General features: G+C 54.9%; 24 protein-coding genes and 1 tRNA gene. 14 read left to right on the top strand and 11 right to left on the bottom strand.

Going from position 1 to position 21,651, the window contains the following annotated elements; all coding sequences use genetic code 11:
* Positions 1-58: 58 nt before the first annotated feature.
* Both MVO87_RS03690 and MVO87_RS03695 read right to left on the bottom strand, forming a co-directional pair.
* The gene (locus tag MVO87_RS03690) at positions 59-256 is read right to left on the bottom strand and encodes a hypothetical protein (RefSeq protein ID WP_297512167.1); all 198 of its coding nucleotides are present in this window, start codon (positions 254-256) and stop codon (positions 59-61) included.
* Positions 257-330: 74 nt separating this feature from the next.
* Complete coding sequence (locus MVO87_RS03695) at positions 331-1,125, bottom strand: MBL fold metallo-hydrolase (protein WP_297552256.1); 795 nt, start codon at positions 1,123-1,125, stop codon at positions 331-333.
* Between the two features lie 57 nt (positions 1,126-1,182).
* On the opposite strand from MVO87_RS03695, the gene MVO87_RS03700 reads away from it, so the two are divergent.
* The 3 genes from MVO87_RS03700 to MVO87_RS03710 are packed head-to-tail and all read left to right on the top strand — an operon-like array spanning position 1,183 to position 4,321.
* Complete coding sequence (locus tag MVO87_RS03700; protein ID WP_297552258.1) at positions 1,183-1,956, top strand: undecaprenyl-diphosphate phosphatase; 774 nt, start codon at positions 1,183-1,185, stop codon at positions 1,954-1,956.
* The gene (gene glmU / locus MVO87_RS03705; RefSeq protein ID WP_297552236.1) at positions 1,953-3,209 is read left to right on the top strand and encodes a bifunctional sugar-1-phosphate nucleotidylyltransferase/acetyltransferase; all 1,257 of its coding nucleotides are present in this window, start codon (positions 1,953-1,955) and stop codon (positions 3,207-3,209) included. The genes MVO87_RS03700 and glmU overlap by 4 nt, the downstream gene beginning before the upstream one ends.
* Positions 3,206-4,321, top strand: a complete 1,116-nt coding sequence (locus MVO87_RS03710; protein WP_297512969.1) for a DUF835 domain-containing protein — start codon at positions 3,206-3,208, stop codon at positions 4,319-4,321. Before glmU ends, MVO87_RS03710 begins: the two co-directional genes overlap by 4 nt.
* Here MVO87_RS03710 and MVO87_RS03715 read toward each other — a convergent pair.
* A complete protein-coding gene (locus tag MVO87_RS03715) occupies positions 4,314-5,489 on the bottom strand; it encodes a CBS domain-containing protein (protein ID WP_297552260.1) in 1,176 nt (391 codons plus the stop codon). The two genes, MVO87_RS03710 and MVO87_RS03715, sit on opposite strands and share 8 nt — an antisense overlap.
* A 136-nt stretch (positions 5,490-5,625) precedes the next feature.
* On the opposite strand from MVO87_RS03715, the gene MVO87_RS03720 reads away from it, so the two are divergent.
* Positions 5,626-5,712 (top strand) — tRNA-Ser (locus MVO87_RS03720).
* Between the two features lie 274 nt (positions 5,713-5,986).
* Here MVO87_RS03720 and map read toward each other — a convergent pair.
* On the bottom strand, positions 5,987-6,874 hold the full coding sequence (map, locus tag MVO87_RS03725) for a type II methionyl aminopeptidase (protein WP_297512785.1): 888 nt from the start codon (positions 6,872-6,874) through the stop codon (positions 5,987-5,989).
* A 90-nt stretch (positions 6,875-6,964) separates the two neighbouring features.
* Here map and MVO87_RS03730 point away from each other — a divergent pair, with 90 nt between their 5' ends.
* Together MVO87_RS03730 and MVO87_RS03735 are read left to right on the top strand one after the other, a co-directional pair.
* Positions 6,965-8,443 (top strand): TrkH family potassium uptake protein, encoded by a 1,479-nt coding sequence (locus MVO87_RS03730; RefSeq protein WP_297516513.1) that lies wholly within the window; start codon positions 6,965-6,967, stop codon positions 8,441-8,443.
* Entirely contained in the window at positions 8,440-9,273 is an 834-nt protein-coding gene (locus tag MVO87_RS03735) for an energy-coupling factor ABC transporter ATP-binding protein (RefSeq protein WP_297516515.1), read from the top strand. The genes MVO87_RS03730 and MVO87_RS03735 overlap by 4 nt, the downstream gene beginning before the upstream one ends.
* On the opposite strand, the gene MVO87_RS03740 is transcribed toward MVO87_RS03735, so the two are convergent.
* The 6 genes from MVO87_RS03740 to hjc all read right to left on the bottom strand — a co-directional run bounded on the left by MVO87_RS03740 (position 9,176) and on the right by hjc (position 14,252).
* Positions 9,176-10,024, bottom strand: a complete 849-nt coding sequence (locus MVO87_RS03740; RefSeq protein WP_297516517.1) for a hypothetical protein — start codon at positions 10,022-10,024, stop codon at positions 9,176-9,178. The genes MVO87_RS03735 and MVO87_RS03740 overlap by 98 nt on opposite strands.
* A complete protein-coding gene (cyaB, locus tag MVO87_RS03745) occupies positions 10,025-10,561 on the bottom strand; it encodes a class IV adenylate cyclase (protein WP_297516519.1) in 537 nt (178 codons plus the stop codon).
* On the bottom strand, positions 10,558-11,121 hold the full coding sequence (locus tag MVO87_RS03750; RefSeq protein ID WP_297516522.1) for an archaemetzincin family Zn-dependent metalloprotease: 564 nt from the start codon (positions 11,119-11,121) through the stop codon (positions 10,558-10,560). Before MVO87_RS03750 ends, cyaB begins: the two co-directional genes overlap by 4 nt.
* Before the next feature lie 64 nt (positions 11,122-11,185).
* Complete coding sequence (locus MVO87_RS03755) at positions 11,186-12,226, bottom strand: lysyl aminopeptidase (protein WP_297552238.1); 1,041 nt, start codon at positions 12,224-12,226, stop codon at positions 11,186-11,188.
* Positions 12,227-12,301: 75 nt separating this feature from the next.
* Positions 12,302-13,864 (bottom strand): COG1470 family protein, encoded by a 1,563-nt coding sequence (locus MVO87_RS03760; protein WP_297552240.1) that lies wholly within the window; start codon positions 13,862-13,864, stop codon positions 12,302-12,304.
* Positions 13,854-14,252 (bottom strand): Holliday junction resolvase Hjc, encoded by a 399-nt coding sequence (hjc, locus tag MVO87_RS03765; protein ID WP_297552241.1) that lies wholly within the window; start codon positions 14,250-14,252, stop codon positions 13,854-13,856. The genes MVO87_RS03760 and hjc overlap by 11 nt, the downstream gene beginning before the upstream one ends.
* Before the next feature lie 71 nt (positions 14,253-14,323).
* On the opposite strand from hjc, the gene MVO87_RS03770 reads away from it, so the two are divergent.
* The 4 genes from MVO87_RS03770 to MVO87_RS03785 are packed head-to-tail and all read left to right on the top strand — an operon-like array spanning position 14,324 to position 17,149.
* The gene (locus MVO87_RS03770) at positions 14,324-14,848 is read left to right on the top strand and encodes a gamma carbonic anhydrase family protein (protein ID WP_297512198.1); all 525 of its coding nucleotides are present in this window, start codon (positions 14,324-14,326) and stop codon (positions 14,846-14,848) included.
* Positions 14,849-14,853: 5 nt separating this feature from the next.
* On the top strand, positions 14,854-15,648 hold the full coding sequence (gene uppS / locus MVO87_RS03775; RefSeq protein ID WP_297512207.1) for a polyprenyl diphosphate synthase: 795 nt from the start codon (positions 14,854-14,856) through the stop codon (positions 15,646-15,648).
* Between the two features lie 60 nt (positions 15,649-15,708).
* Positions 15,709-16,383 (top strand): TBP-interacting protein, encoded by a 675-nt coding sequence (locus MVO87_RS03780; RefSeq protein ID WP_297512212.1) that lies wholly within the window; start codon positions 15,709-15,711, stop codon positions 16,381-16,383.
* A 4-nt stretch (positions 16,384-16,387) separates the two neighbouring features.
* Positions 16,388-17,149, top strand: a complete 762-nt coding sequence (locus MVO87_RS03785; RefSeq protein ID WP_297512201.1) for a P-loop NTPase family protein — start codon at positions 16,388-16,390, stop codon at positions 17,147-17,149.
* Here the strand turns inward: MVO87_RS03785 and MVO87_RS03790 are convergent.
* The gene (locus tag MVO87_RS03790) at positions 17,108-18,988 is read right to left on the bottom strand and encodes a threonine--tRNA ligase (RefSeq protein ID WP_297552262.1); all 1,881 of its coding nucleotides are present in this window, start codon (positions 18,986-18,988) and stop codon (positions 17,108-17,110) included. The two genes, MVO87_RS03785 and MVO87_RS03790, sit on opposite strands and share 42 nt — an antisense overlap.
* A gap of 111 nt (positions 18,989-19,099) precedes the next feature.
* On the opposite strand from MVO87_RS03790, the gene MVO87_RS03795 reads away from it, so the two are divergent.
* From MVO87_RS03795 to MVO87_RS03810, 4 genes are read left to right on the top strand one after another with little or no spacing between them, the layout of a single operon-like run.
* The gene (locus MVO87_RS03795) at positions 19,100-19,693 is read left to right on the top strand and encodes an exosome complex RNA-binding protein Csl4 (RefSeq protein WP_297513837.1); all 594 of its coding nucleotides are present in this window, start codon (positions 19,100-19,102) and stop codon (positions 19,691-19,693) included.
* On the top strand, positions 19,690-20,319 hold the full coding sequence (locus MVO87_RS03800) for a DUF2067 family protein (protein WP_297513834.1): 630 nt from the start codon (positions 19,690-19,692) through the stop codon (positions 20,317-20,319). Before MVO87_RS03795 ends, MVO87_RS03800 begins: the two co-directional genes overlap by 4 nt.
* Positions 20,309-20,593 (top strand): DNA-directed RNA polymerase subunit L, encoded by a 285-nt coding sequence (locus MVO87_RS03805; RefSeq protein ID WP_297513832.1) that lies wholly within the window; start codon positions 20,309-20,311, stop codon positions 20,591-20,593. Before MVO87_RS03800 ends, MVO87_RS03805 begins: the two co-directional genes overlap by 11 nt.
* A gap of 34 nt (positions 20,594-20,627) precedes the next feature.
* Positions 20,628-21,650, top strand: coding sequence for a putative hexosyltransferase (locus MVO87_RS03810; protein ID WP_297513827.1), 1,023 nt, complete (start codon positions 20,628-20,630; stop codon positions 21,648-21,650).
* Position 21,651 lies beyond the last annotated feature (1 nt).

The raw sequence follows: 21,651 nt of genomic DNA on the forward strand, positions 1-21,651 counted from the left end.
TCTCACCCCTCCCTCAATCTCGCGGAGAAAAGGTTGGGGAGGGGCCTTAAAAAGGTATTCAATCGAGCGAGCGGTAGATGATTACCCCAATCAGCGACGCAAGGGCAACGAGAAACAGCAACACGAGGCTCATCAGCTTCCCGACGTGCGACGAGTCGGTGAAGCCAGCTATCACCAGCAGGAAGAACACCGCAACGAGGAGAAGGCCGAGCTTCTCGAAGAGGCCTTCGTACCTATTAAGTTTGCCAACTATCACTTCAAGTCCATATTTTCACCCCCATTTGGTGCTCTCTAAAAACCGAATTGGTACGAAAATATAAAAACGCATCGCTAAAGCTCGATGACCTTGCCCACGTGCAGGGGTTCGACCCTGTTTCCAAGCCGACAACGGAGGTAGGCGAAGCTCTCGAGCCCCGTGCAGTGGCCCGCGTAGAGCCTGGCTTTGACGTTTTTGAGGACGTCCTCAAGCAGTTCCTCCTTCGCGCCAACCAGGTGCAGTCCACCGATTAGGGCCTTCACCGGCTTTCCGCTGACCTTCTCGGCGTGCCTGACGATGTTAATCACTCCCGAATGCCCGCAACCGGTGATTACGACCGTTGAATCGCCGAGGTCGAGGATGAGCGCCATGTCGTCCCTAACCGGGTCCTTCGTTCCATCTGGGAAGTAGCCGACGGCCCTGTCCCAGGTTATTCTTTCAATCTCTCCGGAGCTCATGAACCCCTCCGCGAACTCAAACGGACCTTCCCTCAGAACGAACTCGGCGCCGAGTTCCTCAAGCTCCTCCCGCGTGAAGGGAATTCCAATCTCCCTCCTCCTTGGCTTCAGGGCAATCCTCCTCTGGAAGATTCCGGGGTGGGCGATTACCTTCAGCGGCTTCGAGCGGGCCTCCAAGAGTGCCTTCAATCCTCCAGTGTGGTCGTAGTGGCCGTGGGTGATGAAGAGGTAGTCTATCGAGTCCGGCTCGATTCCAAGAGCTTCCATGTTGTTGAGAAGAACCTTCCCGTCCGTTCCAGTATCGACGAGCACCCTAACGTCCCCACGCTCCACGAGGGCTGAGAAACCGTGCCCGCCGAGGAGGCCCTTCCGGAAACCCGAGTGGTTTTCGTAGAGGACGGTAACCTTCATACTCACCACCACGAAAAGTTTATGTTCTCCCCCGTTTTAAATCAAGCTGTGGTAGACATGGGCACGCCTATAGAAGCGCTCCTCTCGGGGCTCATCGTTGCGCTGACGTCGTGGCTTCCCCTCAACCCCGAGGCGAACTGGGTCTCCCCGCTGGTCGAGGGCTATTCCTCCTTCCTCGTTCCGGCCTACCTCGGTGTAACGTTCGCCGTTCTGTTCCGCTTCAGGGAGAGGTTTTCTAGGCTCCTTCTTGAAGCGATGAAGGGCATCTACGAGGCCGAGCTCAAGTACCTCTTCTTTGCGACCCTCTTCACGGTTCTGATAGGGCTCCCAGCCTCGAGATTTTCATGCAGGGTTTCGGCCCAAACTTCTGCGCTCCTCAACATCACCATCGGGGGGGCGATTATCCTTTTGGCCGTCCTCAACCCGGCGAAGAATCCGCTCAAAGAGCTTGACAGGAAGCTCCCGGAACAGCCGAGCATACTCGACTCCCTCTCCGCCGGAATCCTTCAGGGGTTTGCCCTGCTCGGCCCACTCACGAGAACGGGCACAGTCACCCTCGGGCTCCTTCTGCCGGGCCACAGCGCTAAGAAAGCCCTCCAGTGGGGTTTCATGGTGGCACCGGCCTACTTAATCCTTCGTCTCGTTCAGTTCGGGAGCTGGCAGTCGAGCGACCCGGCGTGGGTTCCCTTTACCGCCTTTGCCTCTGCCTTCTTCGGGAGCCTGTTGCTGATGCCTCTCCTTGAGCGCATGGCCGAGAGAAACGGAAGGTACTTCCTAATCTCCTTCGGTTTGGTTGCCGTCGTTGTCTACGCTCTGGAGGTGGTGATGTGAAGGGTGTAATCCTCGCGGCTGGAAAGGGTGAAAGGCTTCGCCCTCTCACGGACGACAGGCCGAAAGTTGTTCTCAAGGTCGCCAACCGGCCGATAATCGAGTACGTCCTCGAGAACCTGTACCCCTTTGTTGACGAGTTCGTGATTGTGGTTAGGTACCGGAGCGAGTGGATAAAGAAGACCCTTGGGGACGAGTTCGGGGGCAAGCCGATAACCTACGTGGAGCAGTTGCCAGGGGAGGGGACGGCGAAGGCCATAGAGAGCGCCAAGGAGAGCGTGGAGGACGAGTTCATAGTTGCAAACGGCGACATCTACTTTGAGGAGGAGGCGGTTAGGGAGCTCGTCTCGGCCTTCAGGAGGGAAAAAGCGGACGTTGCAATCGTCGTCAAGCACTTCGAGGATTTAAGCCACTTCGGCAAGGTCGAGGTTGAAGGCTCAAGGGTAACGCGCATAGCAGAAAAGCCCGGCAAAATAGCGGGTTACGCCAACCTCGGTATCTACGCCTTCCGTTCGAGCGTCTTCGAATTCATAGAGAAGACCGGTTTGAGCGAGCGCGGGGAGTACGAGATAACCGACACGATTAACCTCATGATTGACGCCGGGCTTAAGGTTGTGGCGGTTCCATACGAGGGCTACTGGAACGACGTCGGAAGGCCGTGGAATTTACTTGAGCTCAACGAATATCTGCTCAAGAACAGGCTCAAGCACGAGATTAGGGGAACGGTCGAGGAAGGGGCGGTGATAGTTCCCCCCGTTGAAATCGGCGAGGGAACGGTGATCAGGAGCGGGGCATACATAATCGGGCCGGTGAAGATTGGCAAGAACTCCAGGATAGGGCCGAACTGCTTCATAAGGCCCTACACGAGCATTGGCGACAACTGTCACATCGGCAACGCAGTCGAGATTAAGAACTCCATCATAATGGACAACAGCAACGCACCGCACCTCAACTACGTCGGCGACTCGATAATAGGCGAGAACACGAACCTCGGCGCGGGGACGATAACGGCAAACCTGAGGCACGACAGGGGCAACGTCAGGGTTGAAATCAAGGGCAAACTCGAGGACAGCGGCAGACACAAGCTCGGGGCGATAATCGGGCACAACGTAAAGGTTGGTATCAACGTCAGCATCTATCCGGGCAGGAAGATTGGGAGCAACTCTTTTATAGGGCCGGGCGTTATCCTTGACCGCAACGTCCCGCCAAACAGCCTCGTGGTAGTGAGGCAGGAGAAGTTGGTGATGGAGAGATGAGCATCCCTGGAAGCAACCTCATACCCTACCTCAACTTCATTTCAAGGTGGGCACTTTTCGTTGCCGTTGCTTACAAAGCCTATGAAACTCGGGATAAGGGGTGGGTCTTAATCAGTACTGCGTTCTTTATAAACGCATTTGACGTTGAGAATTACGTTCTAAATCCCCTCGGAGTTCACCTGAATCCAGAGGCCTACGTTATAGCATCTAAAGTTTCAAACTTCTTCTTTGGAATTCTTTTGATTTGGGGGGCATTCCACCTGAAGTACGGGAAGACCGATTTCAGGCACACGGTTTACATCTCCATTCTAGCCGTTGCCTCGTACATCTGGCTCTTTCTTCTCGCGACCGATATCTTCAAGAGCCCAACCCAGGAGTCAATACTTCCCTCCCTAGTTCTCGGAGGGTCTCTTGTCTACCTCGGCTGGGTTCTGGATAAATACGTTATCTCTCGCGAAACGCCGGAAGCCATGTTTCCCTGGGGCCTTATTCTGCTTGGCGCCCTCAACATAACCTACCCCGTCACGAGGTTTATAGACTGGTTCGCTCCCATTGGGTTCTTTCTCGGAGGAGTATTCCGTCTAATGGCCGCTATTGGTGCGGTGAAGTTCGTGTTCTATCCCGTAACCCCCGTCAAAGCGGACGGAGAACTTCCACCCCAGAAAGGAGTCTTCCTCTTCCGCTCCAGAGAAGAGGCCTTCAGAAAGCTCGGCAAGCTGTGGGCCATGCCCGGAACCGTCGTCCTAACAAGGGAAGACCTGAGAACTTTAAAGAACTCGTTGAATCCTGAGACCCTCGTATTCTGGGTCACGCGCGCGAAGGAGGGCAAGCTGGAGGAGAGGCCACAGGTTTACGCCATAAGCCCGACGAAAATTGAAATCCTCACCGATTTAATAGCCCGTGCACTGGCCCAGGGCTACAGAACGATATACGTCGAGGCCTTCGAGTACTTAATGCTTGAGAACGGCTTCGAGAACGCGGTCAAGTTCCTCCTAAACCTCAAAGACAGGGTTGTTGCAGAGGGAGGAGCACTAGTTCTTGTGATAAACCCAGAGGTCCTCAACGAGAAACAGAGAAGGATAATAGAAAGGGAGTTCGAGGAGCTCAGCTGAGGCCGAGCTTTTCGAGGAACCTCTTGGCGTAACGCGTGTCCTTTTCCAATTCTGCCTTTTGGAGGAGCTGCCTCTCGATGGCCCTCAAAGCGTCGTGAACCGCCTGTATCGCTCCCCAGGTTTCGCCGGTGGCAACGAAGACGCCCCTGTCGGTGACGACCCTCATCCTGGCCTGGTAGAGGTGAACTCCCCTGAACTTCTCGGGGAAGCGCCTGATGTAGAGGTATATTATACCCTCCTGACCGAGTAAATCCTCATAGCCGTCGACGAAGCGCTTGATGTCCTCGATTATCCTTTCCCTCGTAAAGTCGCTGAGTATCGAGGCGTCACCGCCGAGCTGAAGGTAGAACCTTGCCTCCTTCTCCGTCATCTTCGAGATGGGCAGGAGTAGGTCCTTGACGGTGAGTATTCCGACGACCTTGTTGTTCTCGTTGACGACGACGAGGCCGTCTATGTCGTTGTCCTTCATCGTGGCGACCGCTTCCCTGACCTTCGCGTCCGGGAGTATGGTTATGACTCCCCTAATCATCACGTCGCGGAGGGGCATGCTGAAGGGCGGTATCTTCTCGCCGGCCAGCTCACCGGCCTTGGCCCTGAAGCGGGGCTTGATGAACCTAACGATTAGGTCGTGGAGCGTGACGAGGCCCTCAAGTCTTCCCTCCTCGTCAACTATCGGAATCCTCGATATCGCGTGGTCGCGCATCGTTGCGAGGGCCTTGGCGACGGTGTCGTCTGGCTTGAGGGTTATGACGTCCTTGGTCATGAACTCCTCAACTTTTCTCTTTCCGAAATCACCCTCGGCGACTCTATCGAGAACGGCTATATCGCTTATTACGCCTATGATTTCAGCCTTGCTCTCCCCGACGGGGAGAGAGCGGAGGTCAACCTCCATCATGAGCTTTGCCGCTTTGCTCAAGTCCTCGTCAGGCTTTATAACCGGAGCAGGTTTGTAAACGTCCCTAACCTTGGCCTTGGTTGGGTCCCACTTGAGGTGGGAGCGGATAATCAAGTCCTGGGTCAGAACGCCTTTGTACAGGTTTCCATCAAACACCAGAATGAGGTCGGGGTCCTCCTTTTCGAAGATTCCTATCGCCTCAGAAAGGGGGGCGTCGATGTCTATCTTCTGGAACCTGTCCGTCATTACCTCCTGCACCTGAATTCCGACCATTTCTGCCACCTCCTGCAATTTATATATTGGTTCTCCTGGGATTTAAACCTTTGCAACCGGCGACATTTTAGTTAACTTAGGTTAATAAAGTTTTCGCGGAAAGATTTATAAAACCGGTTAGCAAACCAAAGACCGCGCCGGGGTAGCCTAGCCTGGGAAGGCGCGGGACTCGAGATCCCGTGGGCGTCCGCCCACCAGGGTTCAAATCCCTGCCCCGGCGCCAATCAACTGCCGAGCCCGTTGGGGGTTCCTACTCAAATTTCTACCCTTCTATCGTTTTCGACCATCAAAAACGTCCTTCGGACGTTGGGAAACAGAAAACATAACTCAATTCGGTGTGTTTGAAAGAACCCGTAACTTAGCGCCAAAGTTGAAACCGAGATGCTGACTTTTCCATCCCCATACGGGGGGTTCTTCCCCCACTTCTCATAACATCCCCCAATAGAAGCGCGGGACTCAAGATGTTGTAGCCATTTTAAAACAAAAGAGAAGGGAGTTCACGTCGTTATGTACGCCCCGTCCTTCTCGACTATGACCGTGTGCTCGAACTGGGCCACCATACCGCCTCTGACCTCGCGCAGTATCGGGTAGCTGTATATCGCACCAGCCTTGTCCAGCTGTGCGAGTGCCATCTTGAGCTGTCCCTCAGGCATAAAGCCCTGGAGCCAGCGGTATGCGAAAGGCAGGGTCTTGTACTCGCGCTTGATGTGCATGAGCAACCTTCTCGCCTGGAGCATTCTGACCGGCCTGTCGCGGACGTACATGAAAATCAGCGCCGGCGGGACCTCTATCACCTGCCCCGCGCCGGTCGTCGCGAAGGGCTCTATCGCAAAGACGTCTCCCTCCTGGAGAACATATGTATCCGCCTGCCTGTAAACGTTCGGAATGCTGACCCCCGCGTGGAGCTTGTAGCGCTCAACCTTGTGACCGCTGAGGTTAACTATCGGGTTGAAGCCCTTACCGCGTATCGTCTCCTCGATGGCCTTTGCAACGTCCCTAACCATCACTCCAGCCCTGACGGTCGCTATGGCGTTCTCAAGGGCTTCCCTCGCCGCTTCCATTAGCTCGTCTTCCTCCATTCCGACGCGGAACGTCACCGCGGTGTCCGCTATGTAGCCATCAACGTGAACGCCGAGGTCGAGCTTGAGGTAGTCGCCCTCCTTGAGGACGGTATCGTCGCCCCTGTATGGGGTGTAGTGCGCCGCCACCTCGTTGAGCGAGAGGTTGCATGGGAAGGCCGGCTTCCCGCCGAGTTCAACTATTCGTTTCTCAACGAACTCCGCTATGTCGTAGAGCTTCGTACCCGGTTTAATTAAGTCAACAACCTCTTCTTTAACCTTCCTTGCTATCTCCCCTGCCCTAATCAGTGCTTCCCGTTCGTCCACCTCTACCACCGACCCAAGTGGTGTTAGGTTCCCCTTAAACCTTACGAAAAACCTTTTATTCTCGCCACCCTTAGGCGAGACGGTGAGGCGATGCTCGAATTCAGAAAGCGCATCAACGTCTCTACTGACCTCTTCGTCGTTAAGAACCTCATAGGCTCAATCCTTCAAGGAGTCGGTCTCGCCTACCTCTTTCCGGTGCTCCTGGTATGGTTTTACCCAGACCAGATTGAATACGTCCCGTACTTCGCCATTCCAGGAATGGGATGCGTTCTTTTTGGTGCCTGGCTGAGCAGACACTCAAGCAAGGTCGAGGACGTTAACCTAAGACAGGCCATGATTGCGGCCGCTTTCACCTGGCTCTTCGCGTCCTTCGTGAGCGTCGTCCCCTTCATGAGGATAGCAAACATGAGCTTCGTGGATTCTTACTTCGAAAGCATGAGCGCGTGGACGGGAACGGGACTTACGATGATGAGTAACCTCTCCAGCTATCCGAAGATACTTCTCTTCTGGCGCGCGTGGATGCAGTGGCTCGGTGGAATTGGAATAGTCCTCGTCGCACTGACGATTCTAATTCGCCCTGGAGTTGCCGCGGCGAGGCTCTACAGAGCCGAGGCGAGGAGCGAGAGGATACTTCCCAACCTCGTCAACACCTCAAAGGTTATCTTCGAGATTTACCTTGCCCTCACGCTCGTCGGCGCTTACCTGTACTACATAAACGGGATGAACCCATTTGACGCCCTCACCCACGCGATGACAGGCCTTGGAACAGGTGGTATGAGCACCCACGACCAGAGCATAGGCTTCTTCCACAGCCCTGCAATCAATGCAATAACGATTTTCCTGATGATAATGGGTGCCGTCAACTTCACCGTTCACTACAAGCTCTTCAAGAGCAAGTCTCTGAAGCCCTTTTTTGAGGACATCCAGGTCCGCTACATGTTTCTTTTCCTTATCCCCGCCATCGCGATAATTGCTTACAGCCTCTACCAGGTGGGGGACTCCGTTGGTCAGGCCCTTCAGGGGGCGATATTCCACGCGGTCTCGGCCATCAGCTGTACCGGGTTCCAGATAACGAGTCTCTCGAACTACCCCGAGGTCGCGAAGTTCATAATCGCGATTCTCATGGTTATCGGAGGCGGTGCGGGAAGCACTGCCGGTGGAATCAAGCTCATCCGCGTTACCCTGATGTACGAGAGCCTGAAGTGGACTATTGAGAGTGCCATCCTTCCGAGGGGAGCCGTGATAAAGAGGAAGGTTGGCAACTACGTCTTCAGCGAGGAAGACATACAGGAGGTTATGAGCTTTACGATGACGTACCTCGCGTTCATTCTCTTCGGCACTGTTTACACTATGCTACGCGTTAAGGCCAGCCTCGCGAACGCGCTCTTCGAGGTTGCTTCGGCCCAGGGCAACGTCGGGCTGAGCATCGGTATAACCTCACCGACCATGCCCGTTGACCTGAAAGTTCTCTACATCCTTCTCATGTGGATTGGCAGGCTGGAGATATTCTCAACCCTGGTGTTCATAATCAGCATAGCGTTCCTGCTCCCGAGGGTGGCGAGGAAATGATTGAACTCAGGGACGTGACGTTCAGGTATCCGCGCTCAAAAAACCCTGCCCTAATGGGTGTAAGCCTTAAAATAGGAGATGGCGAGTTCGTGGGAATCCTCGGCCCGAGCGGGAGCGGTAAGTCAACGCTCGCGCTAACGCTGAACGGGATAATCCCCAACTCAATTAGGGGAGCGTTCTCGGGAGAAGTCGTTGTCAGGGACCCGAAAACTGGGAGAACCTTCAAAACGACGGAAACACCGGTTTCAAAGCTCTCAACTCTCGTCGGTCTCGTCCTCCAGAACCCTGAGAGCCAGCTGTTCAACATGACGGTTGAGGATGAAGTTGCATTCGCCCTTGAAAACCTCGGCCTTCCAAGGGAGGAGATAGCGGAAAGGGTTGAGTGGGCGCTCAAGGTGGTCGGTCTCGAGGGCCTCGAAGATGAGTTTCCGCCAAACCTCAGCGGGGGGGAGAAGCAGAGGTTGGCCATAGCGTCCGTAATAGCGATGAAGCCCAGCCACCTTGTTCTGGATGAGCCGACGTCCCAGCTCGACCCAAAGGGAAAGCGGGAAGTTCTGAGGGTCATCGAGAAACTCAACAGGGTTGGAACAACGGTCGTTATGGTCGAGCACGATTCGCGCTTCCTCTTCAGAAAAGCTAACAGACTCGTGGTTTTAAACGGAGGGAGGGTAGTCCTCCACGGAACCCCCAGAGAGGTTGCGGAACGGGTTGAAGAGCTCGTCGAGATGGGGGTTAAGGTTCCTCACTCCCTCCTCCTGTCGAGGGCCCTTGGTCTTCCGCCTGCCCTTTCTCCTCGGGAGTTTCCCTCGCGAGTAGCTCGGAGAGGCTGAGTGGCTCACCCCTTATCTCGTGCTTCAGGTCGTAGAGCTTGAGCATGAGCTCGAACCTTGCGTCGGGGTCTTCTATCCTCTCAGCTAGCTTTATTGCCCAGTCAACGAACTGGAGGGCCTTTTCCCTGTCTCTATCTTTCTCAAACTGGGCGAGATGTAGGAGCGCAACGGCCCGATGGAAGTTGCTTGTTATGTGACCTATTACTGCAAGAGCCTTCTCTTCTTCTCCCCTCTCGTAGAGAACCTCGGCAAGGTGAACGAGAACAACATCGAGCTTTTCCTTGTCCTTGACGAACTTCATTGCGTAGCCAGCTTTTGGGAAAAGGCCGGCGTTAATGAGGCCCATTATTACGTCCCTCAGCACGTCTGGATGATTCAGGGCAAGGTTTATCGAGGCCTTGAGTGCAAAATCACCCTCGAGCTCGGCCCCGATGATGTAGAAACCCATCGCCAGTTCGCCGAGAAGGAGTGCGCGATATCGTTCGTTTTTTATGCCGTTGATGTAGGGAACGAGTTGCTTGAGGAGCGGAACGAAGCGAACCTCCGTCTCCTCGGACTCCTTCATGTGAAGAATCTTTCGGAGAATCATTCTGACAGCTATGACGACGTTCTGCTCCTTCTCGAGCTCTTCGAGGAGGGCTATGGCCCCGGGAACATCATCAACGAGCAGTCTGTCCTCTATCTCGGTTAGCACTTCCGTATCCGGTCGCTTCCCCTTGATTGCACCAAACAGTTCGTCCAGCTTCCCCATTCAGCCCCCCTTCCCAAGCAACAACTCAAGGTAGGAACGCCTCTCGAAGCGCGTAACGCCAAGCTCAATGAGGATTTTCCTCAGCTTCTCCACCAGCTGGAGAACCTTTCCCCTGTCGTCGGTCAGGGCCTCAATCTCCACGAACTTCCCGAGGCCCTCAACCTCGTCGAGGGTCAGGGTAATGCCCTTCTCCACGTAGTACTTCTCGCGAACCTTCTCAACGGTCAGAACTTCGCGGAAGCCGAGAGCCTCAAGAATCCTCGCGTGAGCATCTGGGTCCTCGATGGGGACCTCTATCTCCTCCCTCGTCTTCGAGACCGAGTCGAGCTTCGGCCCCTTGTAGGTCAAGAAGGCCTCAAAGTGGCCGTTGAAGCGCCTCACGCGAATCCTCAGGGCCTCGTCCGTCTTCGAAAAGTCCCTGCACGGGTGCTGGTAGTAGGTATCCTCGTGGTACTCCTTCCTTATGAGTCGGAAGCTCTCCCTAACGCGCTCGAAAACCCTATCATCGGCGTAGCCCTTGACCTCAACCTCAATCACGACAACACCCCCAGTCTCCTTAGGTTTTCCTCAAGCTTCTCCTCGCACCTCGGGCAGTAAAGGGGCCCCTTGGCGTCGGTGTCGAAGAGGGAATTCGAGAAGTGCATGACACACCTCGGATTCGGACAGTGGGACAAACCGAAAACGTGGCCGAGCTCGTGCATCGCCTCCTTGACGGCCCGTTCAAGGAGGAGCCTATCGTCTGGTTTGAGGCCGTAGAACTCGTTCCTGAGCCTGTGAACAGAGACGATAGCGCTCCTCAGGGAAGGGTTTGCCAGGCCGAATACGAAGTTCAGCCCCTCCTCGTAGAGGTCGAGTTCCGTGATGCCGAGAATAGCCACTGCCCCAAGCCTCTCCCGAAGGGCGGAGAGCGTTGGCAGGAAAACTCTCCCGAGGTACTGGCTTCTCTGAGCGTTGAAGGCAACCGAGAAGGGGCCGGCCGGAACCTCACCAACGAACTCGGCACTAATCCCGAAGCGTGAGTAGTAATTCCTTACGAAGTCAACGACCCCCTCAACAAGCGACTGCTCGATGGGACCAATTGAAACGACCGCTATCATCGGGTCACCGGGTATAAGAAGGAAAGAAAAGCCAATAAACCTTTCCATCACGGAGTGAGGTCGCTCACGGAGTGAGGTCCATCGGCCTGAGCTCCTCGAGGAGGTGCTTAGCGAGCTTTATGGTAAGGTCGATGTCCCTTATGTCCGCGGTCTCAACCTGGCTGTGCATGTAGCGTATCGGTATGCTCAGCACAGCGGTCGCGACGCCCTCGCGGTTAATCTGCATTATGTTGGCGTCGGTTCCGGTCGGCCTCGGACTGGCCTCGGCCTGGAGCGGTACCTCGTACTTCTTGGCGACCTCCTCGGCAAAGGCGCGAACCTTGGGGTGGATGTTCGGGCCAACGGCATCCATGACCGGTCCGCCACCGAGCTTGGGCACAATTTTGCCCTTGTCGCCGACCTGCTTGGCGAAGGTGACGTCCATTGCTATGCCTATCTCCGGGTCGATGGCGTAGCTCGCAACCCTGGCACCGCGAAGGCCAACCTCCTCCTGAACGCTCGCAACGAAATAGATGTCCGCCTCGTGGCTCTCGAGGGCCTTGGCGGCCTCTATCATGGCGTAGAGACAAACTCTATCATCGAGGTACGGCGTCGCAATCCTGTTCTCGCTGAGCTGGGTAAAGGCTGGAGCAAACTCGCCGACGGTTCCAACGCGGAAGCCCATTTCCTCGGCCTCTTCCTTGCCCTCAGCACCGACGTCAACAACAATTGTGTCCCAGTCAGCGGCCTTCTTCCTGTCCTCAGGCTTCTGGAGGTGGGGCGGAATGTGGCCAACGACTCCGTAGCGCTCGCCCTTATCGGTGAAGAACCTTATCCTCTGGGCGACCAGAGTCCTCGGGTCAACGCCGCCAACGGGGACGATGTGAAGGTAGCCCTCCTTGTCTATGTGGTTGACCATGACGCCTATCTTGTCCATGTGAGCCGCAATCATGACCTTTGGACCGCTTCCCTTCTTGTGCGCTATGACGTTTCCGAGCTTGTCAACCTTAATCTCGTCAACGTAGGGCTTGAGCTCCTCTATAACGACGTCCCTGATACCGAGGAACTCGAATCCAGAAACGCCCGGGGCCTCGACGATTTTCTTCAGCAGTTCGAGGTTCACCATGGCTTTCGCCTCCTTTAGACTGTCATCTGAATGTATTCGGTCGGCTTAATAAGGTTTACTAATGGAAAGAGAATGTCAGCCGAGAACGGCCTGGAGATAGGCCTCCTCACCCGGCTCAAGGTCGAGCTCCCAGACGAGCTTTCCGTTCTCGAGTTTTGCGTTGCCCTTTGTTGCCCTCACCTCGACGGCATTAACCGCCCGCTCAACGCGGTAGTTCTTCAGCGGGCGGAGCCTCGGGGCGCGGACCTTGAGGAAGTAGTAGCGGTCAAGGGTTTCCTCATGGACTATTGGAACGGCAAAGGCGAGGTAGGATGTTCCCGCGAGGAGGAGTCCGGCGAGGATTAGGATTAGTCCTACATGAGTTGAGCCACTTGGTGTCGCTTCTGATGTCCTGGGAGGGAACTGGGTGGTAGTGTTCAAGGGCGAAGATGTGCTAGGCGGAGCCTGGGTTTGGCCGGAGCTTGACGTTGTGGGGAAAGGGGGCTTTGAAACCGTCACTACAGCCTCACCCGGGAGGTAGCGGTCGCTCTCGGCTTTGATGACGATGCTTCCGTAGCCGGTCTTGTTAAGGTTCACAACCGCGATGCCCGAAGAGTTGGTCACCGAATAGTCCGTGCCGAGCGGTCCCGATGCCACGACCGTCACGTTGGGAACGGGAACACCGGTTGAATCCATGACCCGGACCACGATGGAGCCGTTGAGGACGCGCGGGCTGACGATGAGCTTCTTGACGTCCACGAAGGTCGTTACAATCCTCCCGTCGAGGTTAAGGGTTACCCTGTAAACGCCGGGTTCGTTAACGAGGTAGGAAACCTCACCGTCAACGTCTGTCTTGAAGGTAACGTTGTCTATGGAAACCGCTATGTCAGGGACTCCTCCGGTAGAGTTGAAGACACGAACGTAGATTGCACCGTCGCGGAAGTAGACCTCATATTGGAGCTTTCTCTGGTACACCTCAAATGTCTTCACAACCCTCTTGTACTTGCCCCCAAAGTTCGCCCAGAGTACCACTGTGTAGTTGCCAACGTCGGGTTTTTTCAGAACGATTACTTTCTCCCATACCTCGCCCGGGTTCAGGTACGTCGAGTTCTCATAACTCTTCAGGATAACGCCTTCTCTGACTATTTCGTAGCCGAGGGAACCCAGGAGAACGCCGTTGGACTTGGAGATTGCCTTCAGGGTAATTACAACGTCGTTTCCGTATATGTACCTGCCTCCAACCTCAACGGAGAGGGAATAATCCGAGAGAACGCCAACGGAAACCACGAACTTCGCAGTTGAATAGAAGTTCCCGGCCCTCGCGACGAGGGTCAAGTTGTACTTTCCGGGCGGAACGTTAAGGACGTTAAGGGATATCGTGTCGTTCACGCTCTTCCCGGGCTCTATGGGTGTCCTTATTACCTTGACGCTATACTGAAAGCCCTGAGCCGGCCCGGTAACGTAAACGGTAACGTTGTTTATCGTCTCGTTTCCAAGGTTGGTTATCGAGAACGGGACGACAACGGTACTCCCCGGAAGTGCGGGAATGTTGTCGTTGAGAACCGTGACGCTCAGAAGAGACGAGCCCTCAGACGAAACGGCTGGCATGTGAACCAGCAGGAGCGTGACCATCAGGAGGGCGCACAATTTAAACCTCATCCCCAATCACCCCGTCAAGGGTTCTCTGCTTCCCGACGAGCTCTTCGAGGGTGTGGAACGCGTCGCCAGCTTCAACGCGGTAGTTCTTACCGCTTCTCCTGAGCTCGTCGGGGAAATAGAAATGCCATCCCACGTTTATGAACTTGACAGCCAAGAGGGGCTTCCCGCCGAAGCGCTCGGCAAATGAAACGAGCTTCTCAACGTCCTCAGATGATATGTAGAGCCTCTTCGAACGGGTGCTCTTAACCTCGATGCACAGGTAGTCCCTTCCATTGCCCGCGACGAGGTCAACCCTGTGGCTCCCCGCTGAGCGGAGGACCGCAAACCCCGCCCCTTCAAGGAGGCGTATGAGCTCCCGTTCGGCGCTGGCACCTCTCCTGTACCTCATGGCATTTCCCCGGTTAAGTTGGCCGGTTATCTTTATAAGTTCTCCCTGGGACTATAACCCGGTGATGGAAAATGGTGATTTACGAGTTCAATGGAAAGAAGCCTAAGATTCACCCGACCGCTTTTGTTGACGAGAGCGCCTCCGTCATTGGGGACGTTGTTCTGGAGGAGAAGACGAGCGTCTGGCCTTCGGCGGTTCTCAGGGGCGACATCGAGCAGATTTACGTTGGTTGCTGTTCGAACGTCCAGGACAACGTGAGCATACATACCTCCCACAACCAGCCGACGATTATCGGAAAGTACGTCACCATCGGCCACAACGCCGTCGTTCACGGGGCTGAGATAAGTGACTACGTCATCATCGGCATGGGCTCCGTAATCCTCGATGGCGCGAAGATAGGAAAGCATGTCGTCATCGGGGCCGGTGCGCTCGTCCCGCCCGGCAAGGAGATTCCCGATTACAGCCTCGTCCTCGGCGTCCCGGGTAAGGTCGTGAGACAGCTCACCGAGGAAGAAATCGAGTGGACCAAGAAGAACGCGGAAATCTACATGGAGCTCGCCGAAAAGCATCTCAAATCAAGGAAAAGGCTTGAGTGAGGGCCATGATTTACAGGCTCCTCTCCCACGTCCCCCACATTTTGTTTAAGCCAGTCTACGACCTCTACGAGCGCTATCTCCTGGAGAAGGTTAAATCGGGGAATATGCCAAAGCACGTGGCAATCATAATGGACGGGAACAGAAGATGGGCAAGAAAGCTCGAGAAGCCCCCCTGGTACGGCCATTACTTCGGTTCACAAAAATTGGAGGAGATAATCGAGTGGTGCATAGACCTTGGAATAAGAACCCTAACGGTCTACGCGTTTTCAACAGAAAACTTCAGGCGCTCTCCAGAGGAGGTAAACGCCCTCATGAACCTCTTCGAACGGAAGTTCAAGGAGGCCGCGAAGGACGAGAGGATTCACGGGCACAAGGTGAGGATTAACGTTATTGGAAGAAGGGACCTTTTACCCGAGAACGTCAGAAAGGCTATCGAGGAAGCCGAAAGGTCGACGAGAAAGTATTCGGACTTTATATTGAACGTGGCACTTGCCTACGGCGGGCGGAGCGAGATTGCAGACGCGGTGAGGGAGATAGTGAGCGACGTTTTGGCTGGAAAGCTCAAACCGGAGGAGATAGACGAGAACCTGATAAAGCGCTACTTATATTACCCCAACATGCCCGACCCCGACATCGTGATAAGAACCGGGGGAGAAGTCAGGATAAGCAACTTCCTCCTCTACCAGATAGCCTACAGCGAGCTGTTCTTCGTGGACGTCTACTTCCCGGAGTTCAGGAAGATTGACTTCCTCAGAATCATCCGCGAGTTCCAGAAGAGGCAGAGGCGCTTTGGACGGTAGTTTTTAAGCTTTTCCGCTAAAGCTTATTAAGGCCCGCGAGAACCTTCTCAGGTGGTGAGCATGTACAGCCAACTGAGTCCCGGCGTTAAGAAGGTGTACACACAGGTCCGCTACCTCGACGACTACCACTGGGAAATCGAGGGAAGCACGATAATAGGAATCCACAAGAAGAGCAACGTCAAAGTCTTCATCGATGTGGCCAAGAACAAGGACGAGGCTGAGTCGCTCGCCGGGAAAGACGTCGAGGGAATTCACATCGTGGCCATCCCCGACAAGGGGGTTTTCTACATCAAGAACGGGAGCTTCGTGCTGACCTACCGCTACCTCAAGGCGACCCTCGCCGACATAAACGACCACATAGTCTGGGCCGGCTTCAAGGTCGTTGACGAGGACGGCAGGCTCGTTCAGGAGGACGTCTACGAGTACCTCGGTGGTGCGCTGATAAACCACATAAAGGCCAACGTCTTAGCGGGCCAGGACTACATCTTCTGGCAGTTCTATAAGTGTGAGGAGTGCGGTAAGTACGTGGACATCGAGAACCTCGAGAACCACCTGAAGGGCCACGGGATAAAGCTCCACGAGAAGAGCGAGGAACACTACGAGGTGTTCGAGCTCAACTTCAGGGACGGGAAGGTCTACGACAAGTTCGGCAAGGAGGTCAAACTCGACCAGTTCAGCGAAGAGGCCAGGGAGTTCCTTAAGGAAGTCTTTTCGGGAACACCCCCTGGAGGGTGAGGAAATGAGAACCCTCCTGGAGGTTTTTCCACCCTCCAAGATGAAGGGCTCTACCGTTGCAGTTATCTACGACGCCTACTCCTCTGCTTGGCAGATTCTTTTCCTGTTCATAAAGAGGGCTCTCGAAAACGGCTACTTTGCGGTTATATCAAATTACAGCGTCCCCCTCAGGAGTCTGCTCCACAGGTGCACCAGCGTTGGGCTCGACGCCGAAAAAGCCCTTGAAAGCTCCAGTCTGGCTATAATAGACGTCTTCGGCTCCCGGTACTCCCCTCTGAGGATGGAAAGAAAAAACATTTTTTACCTCGACAAGGTTGAGGCCGAGACGATAAACCCAAAGATAGACATGATTTACTGCGGACCACTCCGGGACAAACTGAAGTCCGAAAAAGCGATACGGATGATTTACACCCTCGATGGGGCTTCACTCATGCTCGGCGAGGAGCAGACGCTGAAACTGCTCAACCAGACGATAGCCCACAAGAGCATCCGCTTCCCGGAGTCAACACTATTCCTGCCCCTCAACGCAGACATGGTCTCGAAACGCTTCGTCGCGTGGGTATCCAACGTCAGCGACTACGTCCTCCTCGCCAAGTCCTGGATAATGGAGGACCACGTTAAGGAGCTCCTTTATTTCATAAAAGCCCCCTACGCTGACTTCGAGCCTGTTGTCTACTCCCTTAAGGTTAGCAGAGGAAGAGAAAAGATAATGCTGAAAAAGCTTTCAGCCCCTGAACTTGGGCCTCCTGCTGAGGAGAAGCGGTAACGGCCTCGGCTTGTAGGGGAAGCCCTCGGTCTTCTGCCTGATTTCCCTGATGAGGTCTTCCAACTGCATCTCGACCTGTTTGCCGTCCTCCCTCCTCCTGACGGTGACTGTGTTCTGCTCTTTCTCGTTCTTGCCGACGACTATGATGTAGGGAACCCACTCCTTCTCGGCCTTCCTTATCTTCTTGTTGAGCCTGTCGTTGGTGTCGTCAACGTCAACGCGAATCTTCGCGCCCTCGAGCTTGCCTGCCACGTAGAGCGCGTAGTCCATGACCTCCTCGCTGACCGGAATCACTCTAACCTGTATCGGGCTGAGCCAGAGCGGGAACATCGGCTTCTTGCCCTGGGCCTGCAGTTTCGCCTGCTTCTCAAGGATTGCGTACATAACGCGCTCGATGGCTCCGCTCGGCGAGCAGTGGAGTATGAGCGGGTAGCGCTCCTTGCCCTCCTCGTCGTAGTAGGTTATACCGAACCTTTCAGCGTTCTCGACGTCAATCTGGACGGTACTTAGAGCGGCCGCCTTGTCGAGGTTGTCAACGAAGTTGAACTCGAACTTGAGGATGAAGTAGAAGAACCTCTGGTCCCACATCTCGATGAGGACGGGCTTGCCGATTATCTTAGCCAGCTCGACGATGAAGTCCTTATTCTCCTCCCAGAAGTCGCGGGTGAACCTTATCGCCACCTCGTAGTCGTCTGGAGTTAGTCCAACGCCCCTAAGGACTTCCATGCTGAGCTTGTACTGCTTCTTAAACTCGTCCATCGCCTGCTTGAGGTCCTTGGCGACGGTGTGCATATCTGGCATCGTGAAGGCCCTAAGGCGCCTCAGGCCTGAGAGCTCACCGCTCTTCTCTCGCCTGAAGGAGTACCTTGTGAGCTCGTACATCCTAAGCGGGAGGTTGCGGTAGCTGATTATCGCGTCCTTCTTGATGAGGAACTGGCCGAAGCAGGCGGCAAACCTTAAGAAGAACTTCTTGTCACCGCTCTTGACGATGTACTGCCTCGCCGGGAAGCGGTTGAGGTACTTCTCAAGAGCAGGGTGCTCGAAGTCGTACATAATCGGGGTCTCGACTTCCATCGCTCCGTACTCGACGACCTTCTCGGTGACGTACTGCTCAAGGAGGCCCTTTATCAGCCTGCCCTTTGGATAATACCTGAGGTTTCCGCCGTCGCTTCCCGGCTCGTAGTCAACGAGCTCGTGCTCCAGCATGAGCCTGACGTGAGGCGGTTCCCTGTCGGCAATCCTGTTCTTGGCTATCTCGTAGTTGACGAACTTCCTCAGGTTCTCGTGGCCGGTGAAGTCGAACTTGTCAACCTCTATGAGCTCTCCCTCGGGGGTGAGGATGTACCAGTAGCTGACTAACTCTTTCTCCTCCTTCTCGAGGGCTATGTTGCGCTCCTCCTTGCTGACTCCTTCCTCCGGGACTATCGTCCTGCTGAGCTCGGCCAGCGGGTGCCCCTTGCAGGAGAGCTTGAAGGCCTTGTAGTAGCCGAAGGGAGCGCGCTTGACCTCGTAGCCCTTCTCCTTGAGCTTCTCTTCTATCCTTTTGAGCACTTCGAGGGCAACGTCAGGCTTCGCCAGCTCGCTACTGAGGTGGGCGAATGGGTAAACGAATATCCTCTCGGCCTTGACCTGCTTCGCAACGTTCTCTATCTCGGCTATAGCCTTCTCGACGACCTCGTCGGGATTTGCCTCGTCAACCTTCTCGACGCTTATGAAAACCGCCAGAACTTCGTCGAGCCTGCCCTTCCTCTGCTCGTCGCTTATCGGCTCGGGGTTTTTCAGGGCCTTGTCCCTGACCTCGTATTCGAGGTAGTCGGCGTGTATCAGAAGCATTCTCATTCCTACCACCACCCTTCCATCGTTTCGAATTACTAAAACTTTTTCCTTCAGCCTATAAACGTTGGGGAACGCTTAAAAAGAAGGCGTAGGAAAATCTTCGGAGGTGAGGGAATGGAAGATAGGAAGGTTAAAAATGGTGACCTCGTCCTTCCAGGGGATTACCTCGGGGTCATAGAGGAGTTCATGCCTGGCGAAGGGGTTAGAGAGGAGAACGGCGAACTATACGCCACCAGAGCGGGCAAGGTTAGAATCAACCCTGAAAAGATGGAGATAAGCATCGAGCCCGTAACCGACACCCCGCCCCTTCCACAGGTCGGAGACATAGTTTTGGCGAGGGTTATCGAGGTCAAGCCACAGGCCGTAATCGTCCAGCTCCTCCAGATAGAGGGTCGCGAAAACGACAGGGAGATAGCGACTTCAAAACTAGCCGGAATCCACATCTCGCAGGTCAAGGAAGGTTTTGTTGAGGACATAACCAAGGAGTTCAAGATTGGCGACGTGGTCAGGGCGAAGGTTATCGCCAACGAGAAGAGCCCGATACAGCTCTCGACGAAAGGAAAGGACCTCGGCGTCGTTTACGCCCTCTGCTCCCGCTGTAGAACACCCCTTATCAGGCGCGGGGACAAGCTAATCTGTCCGCGCTGTGGAAACGTCGAGACGAGGAAGCTCTCCCCCTACTACAGAAAGCTGAAGGTGTCTCTATGAGGGCCAAGAAGGTAATAACGATTCACGTTAAGGACGATGTGGAAAAGGAGGAGTTCATGAAGGAGCTCCAGAGGCTCCGCTTACCCGCTTTCATCTACGTCCACGGCAAGCTCGACTCCATCAAGATAAACGTCCAGGGAACGAAGGACGAGGTCAGGGAGGCGATAAGGAAGATACGCGAGATTCACAACCGCGTAAGGGCCAAGCTCTACCCCGACAGGCGCGGGCTCTACCACTACACGATAGACGACCTCCTGCGCGAGGCAGGGACGAGCGTCTCAACGGCCATAATCCTAAGAACCCTCGAACTCCTCGGCGAAACGGCGGAGCTGAGGGATGACGAACTCGTGACTTCCCTCCCCTGGGGCGAGGCGGTTGAACTCGTGAGAAAGCTCGGCGAGGCTCTATCTGAAATCGCGCTCCAGACGACGAGGCAGATTAGAGAAGTGGTGGTTCCCGTCAGCGTAGCCTTTAACCTTGAACCCGACGAGGTGATAGAAAAGCTCGTTGAGCTCGACCTGGCGGAGTGGAAGGAGGATAAGTTTAAATACGAACTGGTCAAGAACAAGGAGCAGGCCTTAGAAGAGCTGTTGAAAGCTTTATCGGGTGATGCTGATGAGGATTGAGGTTATAAAGCGCGAGGAGAACCTGCTGGAGTTCTATCTTGAGGGGGAGGACCACACCTTCGCCAACCTGCTCAACGAGGTGCTCCACGAGAACGAGCACGTCAAATTCGCTGGCTACACCATCGAGCACCCGATTCTCATGGCCAGAAAGCCCCGCTTCAAGGTCGTTACCGACGGAAAGGTCAGGCCCGAGGAAGTCCTTGAGGAGGCCGCGCAGAAGATATTCGACCGCGCGAGGGTTCTTCTCGACGCCTGGAAGAAGGCCCTTGAATGAATACCCTTTTAAGATGTTTTTCTTATTCATCTTGATGGCAGTAAGAGAGCTAACTCCGAGAGAAAAAGGGCTCGCAGTCATCCTCGCCGTCCTCGCGGGAAAGCTCATTCTGCTCCACGCGGTCGGTTTCAGATTCGAGGAGTTCTCCTTCCGCTGGGATGGCTGGCACTTCATCACCATAGCAGAAGACGGCTACTTTGACGTTCATGAACTCGCCTTTGGCCCGCTCTTTCCCCTGATGATACGGGCACTCTCGAAGCTTGGGCTCGAGACGTGGCTCTCAGCCTTTCTGCTCGCAAACTTCCTGAGCTTCATACCGCCGTTAATCGTCCTTCGGAGGTGGGGCCTGAGACCAGCCATTTTCCTGGCCCTCAACCCAGCGTACGTTCTCTTTACGACGGCCCCCTACAGTGAAGCCCTCGCGCTGAGCCTCGCCCTCACGGCCTATGACCTCAGGGACAGGAAGCCCGAAGCAGCGGGCGTTCTCCTCGGACTTGCGATCCTCGCCAAATATACAATGGGTTTCTTCATTCCCGCTTTCCTGCTGGACAGGGAAAGGCTGAGGTTCCTCATCCCACTCTCGGTTTTTGGTCTTGTTCTTCTTCTGTTTTTCACTTCGGTCGGTGGGAGCCCCTGGGTATACCTTAAGATTGAGAAGTCATGGGATGCGAAAATCGGGAACCCTGTATCCCAGATAAAATGGATGATGAACAGCTGGTTTACAGCCCAGCACTGGAAGATAGGCAACCTCAACCTCAGGGGAGTTCACTGGGTTCTTCACTCATGGGCATTTCTCATTGCCTACACAATAGGGCTTTTTGTCCTGTTAAAAGAAGGACAAATTAAGGACTTTCTCCTGTCAGCACCCTTTGTGATTCTCCAATATTTCGTTACGGGCGTTCCCTCTATAAGCACGCCGAGGCTCCTTCTTCCGGCCGTCCCGGCGTGGTGCGCCCTTGCCGAGACCAAGGACTACGTTTTTATAACCCTCATCGTAGCGATGCTCGTAGGGATTCACTACGCAGGGCTGTGGCACATGGAGGCGTTCTTCGGGTGAT

The organism is Thermococcus sp. (assembly GCF_027063845.1).
Classification (GTDB): Archaea; Methanobacteriota_B; Thermococci; order Thermococcales; family Thermococcaceae; genus Thermococcus.

What these genes read in the sequence shown, in the direction of transcription:
- MVO87_RS03695 (WP_297552256.1), bottom strand. Translation starts at nt 1,125, where the DNA reads ATGAAGGTTACCGTCCTCTACGAAAACCACTCGGGTTTCCGGAAGGGC.
- MVO87_RS03700 (WP_297552258.1), top strand. Translation starts at nt 1,183, where the DNA reads ATGGGCACGCCTATAGAAGCGCTCCTCTCGGGGCTCATCGTTGCGCTG.
- MVO87_RS03710 (WP_297512969.1), top strand. Translation starts at nt 3,206, where the DNA reads ATGAGCATCCCTGGAAGCAACCTCATACCCTACCTCAACTTCATTTCA.
- MVO87_RS03715 (WP_297552260.1), bottom strand. Translation starts at nt 5,489, where the DNA reads ATGGTCGGAATTCAGGTGCAGGAGGTAATGACGGACAGGTTCCAGAAG.
- MVO87_RS03730 (WP_297516513.1), top strand. Translation starts at nt 6,965, where the DNA reads ATGCTCGAATTCAGAAAGCGCATCAACGTCTCTACTGACCTCTTCGTC.
- MVO87_RS03735 (WP_297516515.1), top strand. Translation starts at nt 8,440, where the DNA reads ATGATTGAACTCAGGGACGTGACGTTCAGGTATCCGCGCTCAAAAAAC.
- MVO87_RS03740 (WP_297516517.1), bottom strand. Translation starts at nt 10,024, where the DNA reads ATGGGGAAGCTGGACGAACTGTTTGGTGCAATCAAGGGGAAGCGACCG.
- MVO87_RS03750 (WP_297516522.1), bottom strand. Translation starts at nt 11,121, where the DNA reads ATGATAGCGGTCGTTTCAATTGGTCCCATCGAGCAGTCGCTTGTTGAG.
- MVO87_RS03755 (WP_297552238.1), bottom strand. Translation starts at nt 12,226, where the DNA reads ATGGTGAACCTCGAACTGCTGAAGAAAATCGTCGAGGCCCCGGGCGTT.
- MVO87_RS03760 (WP_297552240.1), bottom strand. Translation starts at nt 13,864, where the DNA reads ATGAGGTTTAAATTGTGCGCCCTCCTGATGGTCACGCTCCTGCTGGTT.
- hjc (WP_297552241.1), bottom strand. Translation starts at nt 14,252, where the DNA reads ATGAGGTACAGGAGAGGTGCCAGCGCCGAACGGGAGCTCATACGCCTC.
- MVO87_RS03770 (WP_297512198.1), top strand. Translation starts at nt 14,324, where the DNA reads ATGGTGATTTACGAGTTCAATGGAAAGAAGCCTAAGATTCACCCGACC.
- uppS (WP_297512207.1), top strand. Translation starts at nt 14,854, where the DNA reads ATGATTTACAGGCTCCTCTCCCACGTCCCCCACATTTTGTTTAAGCCA.
- MVO87_RS03780 (WP_297512212.1), top strand. Translation starts at nt 15,709, where the DNA reads ATGTACAGCCAACTGAGTCCCGGCGTTAAGAAGGTGTACACACAGGTC.
- MVO87_RS03785 (WP_297512201.1), top strand. Translation starts at nt 16,388, where the DNA reads ATGAGAACCCTCCTGGAGGTTTTTCCACCCTCCAAGATGAAGGGCTCT.
- MVO87_RS03790 (WP_297552262.1), bottom strand. Translation starts at nt 18,988, where the DNA reads ATGAGAATGCTTCTGATACACGCCGACTACCTCGAATACGAGGTCAGG.
- MVO87_RS03795 (WP_297513837.1), top strand. Translation starts at nt 19,100, where the DNA reads ATGGAAGATAGGAAGGTTAAAAATGGTGACCTCGTCCTTCCAGGGGAT.
- MVO87_RS03800 (WP_297513834.1), top strand. Translation starts at nt 19,690, where the DNA reads ATGAGGGCCAAGAAGGTAATAACGATTCACGTTAAGGACGATGTGGAA.
- MVO87_RS03805 (WP_297513832.1), top strand. Translation starts at nt 20,309, where the DNA reads ATGAGGATTGAGGTTATAAAGCGCGAGGAGAACCTGCTGGAGTTCTAT.
- MVO87_RS03810 (WP_297513827.1), top strand. Translation starts at nt 20,628, where the DNA reads ATGGCAGTAAGAGAGCTAACTCCGAGAGAAAAAGGGCTCGCAGTCATC.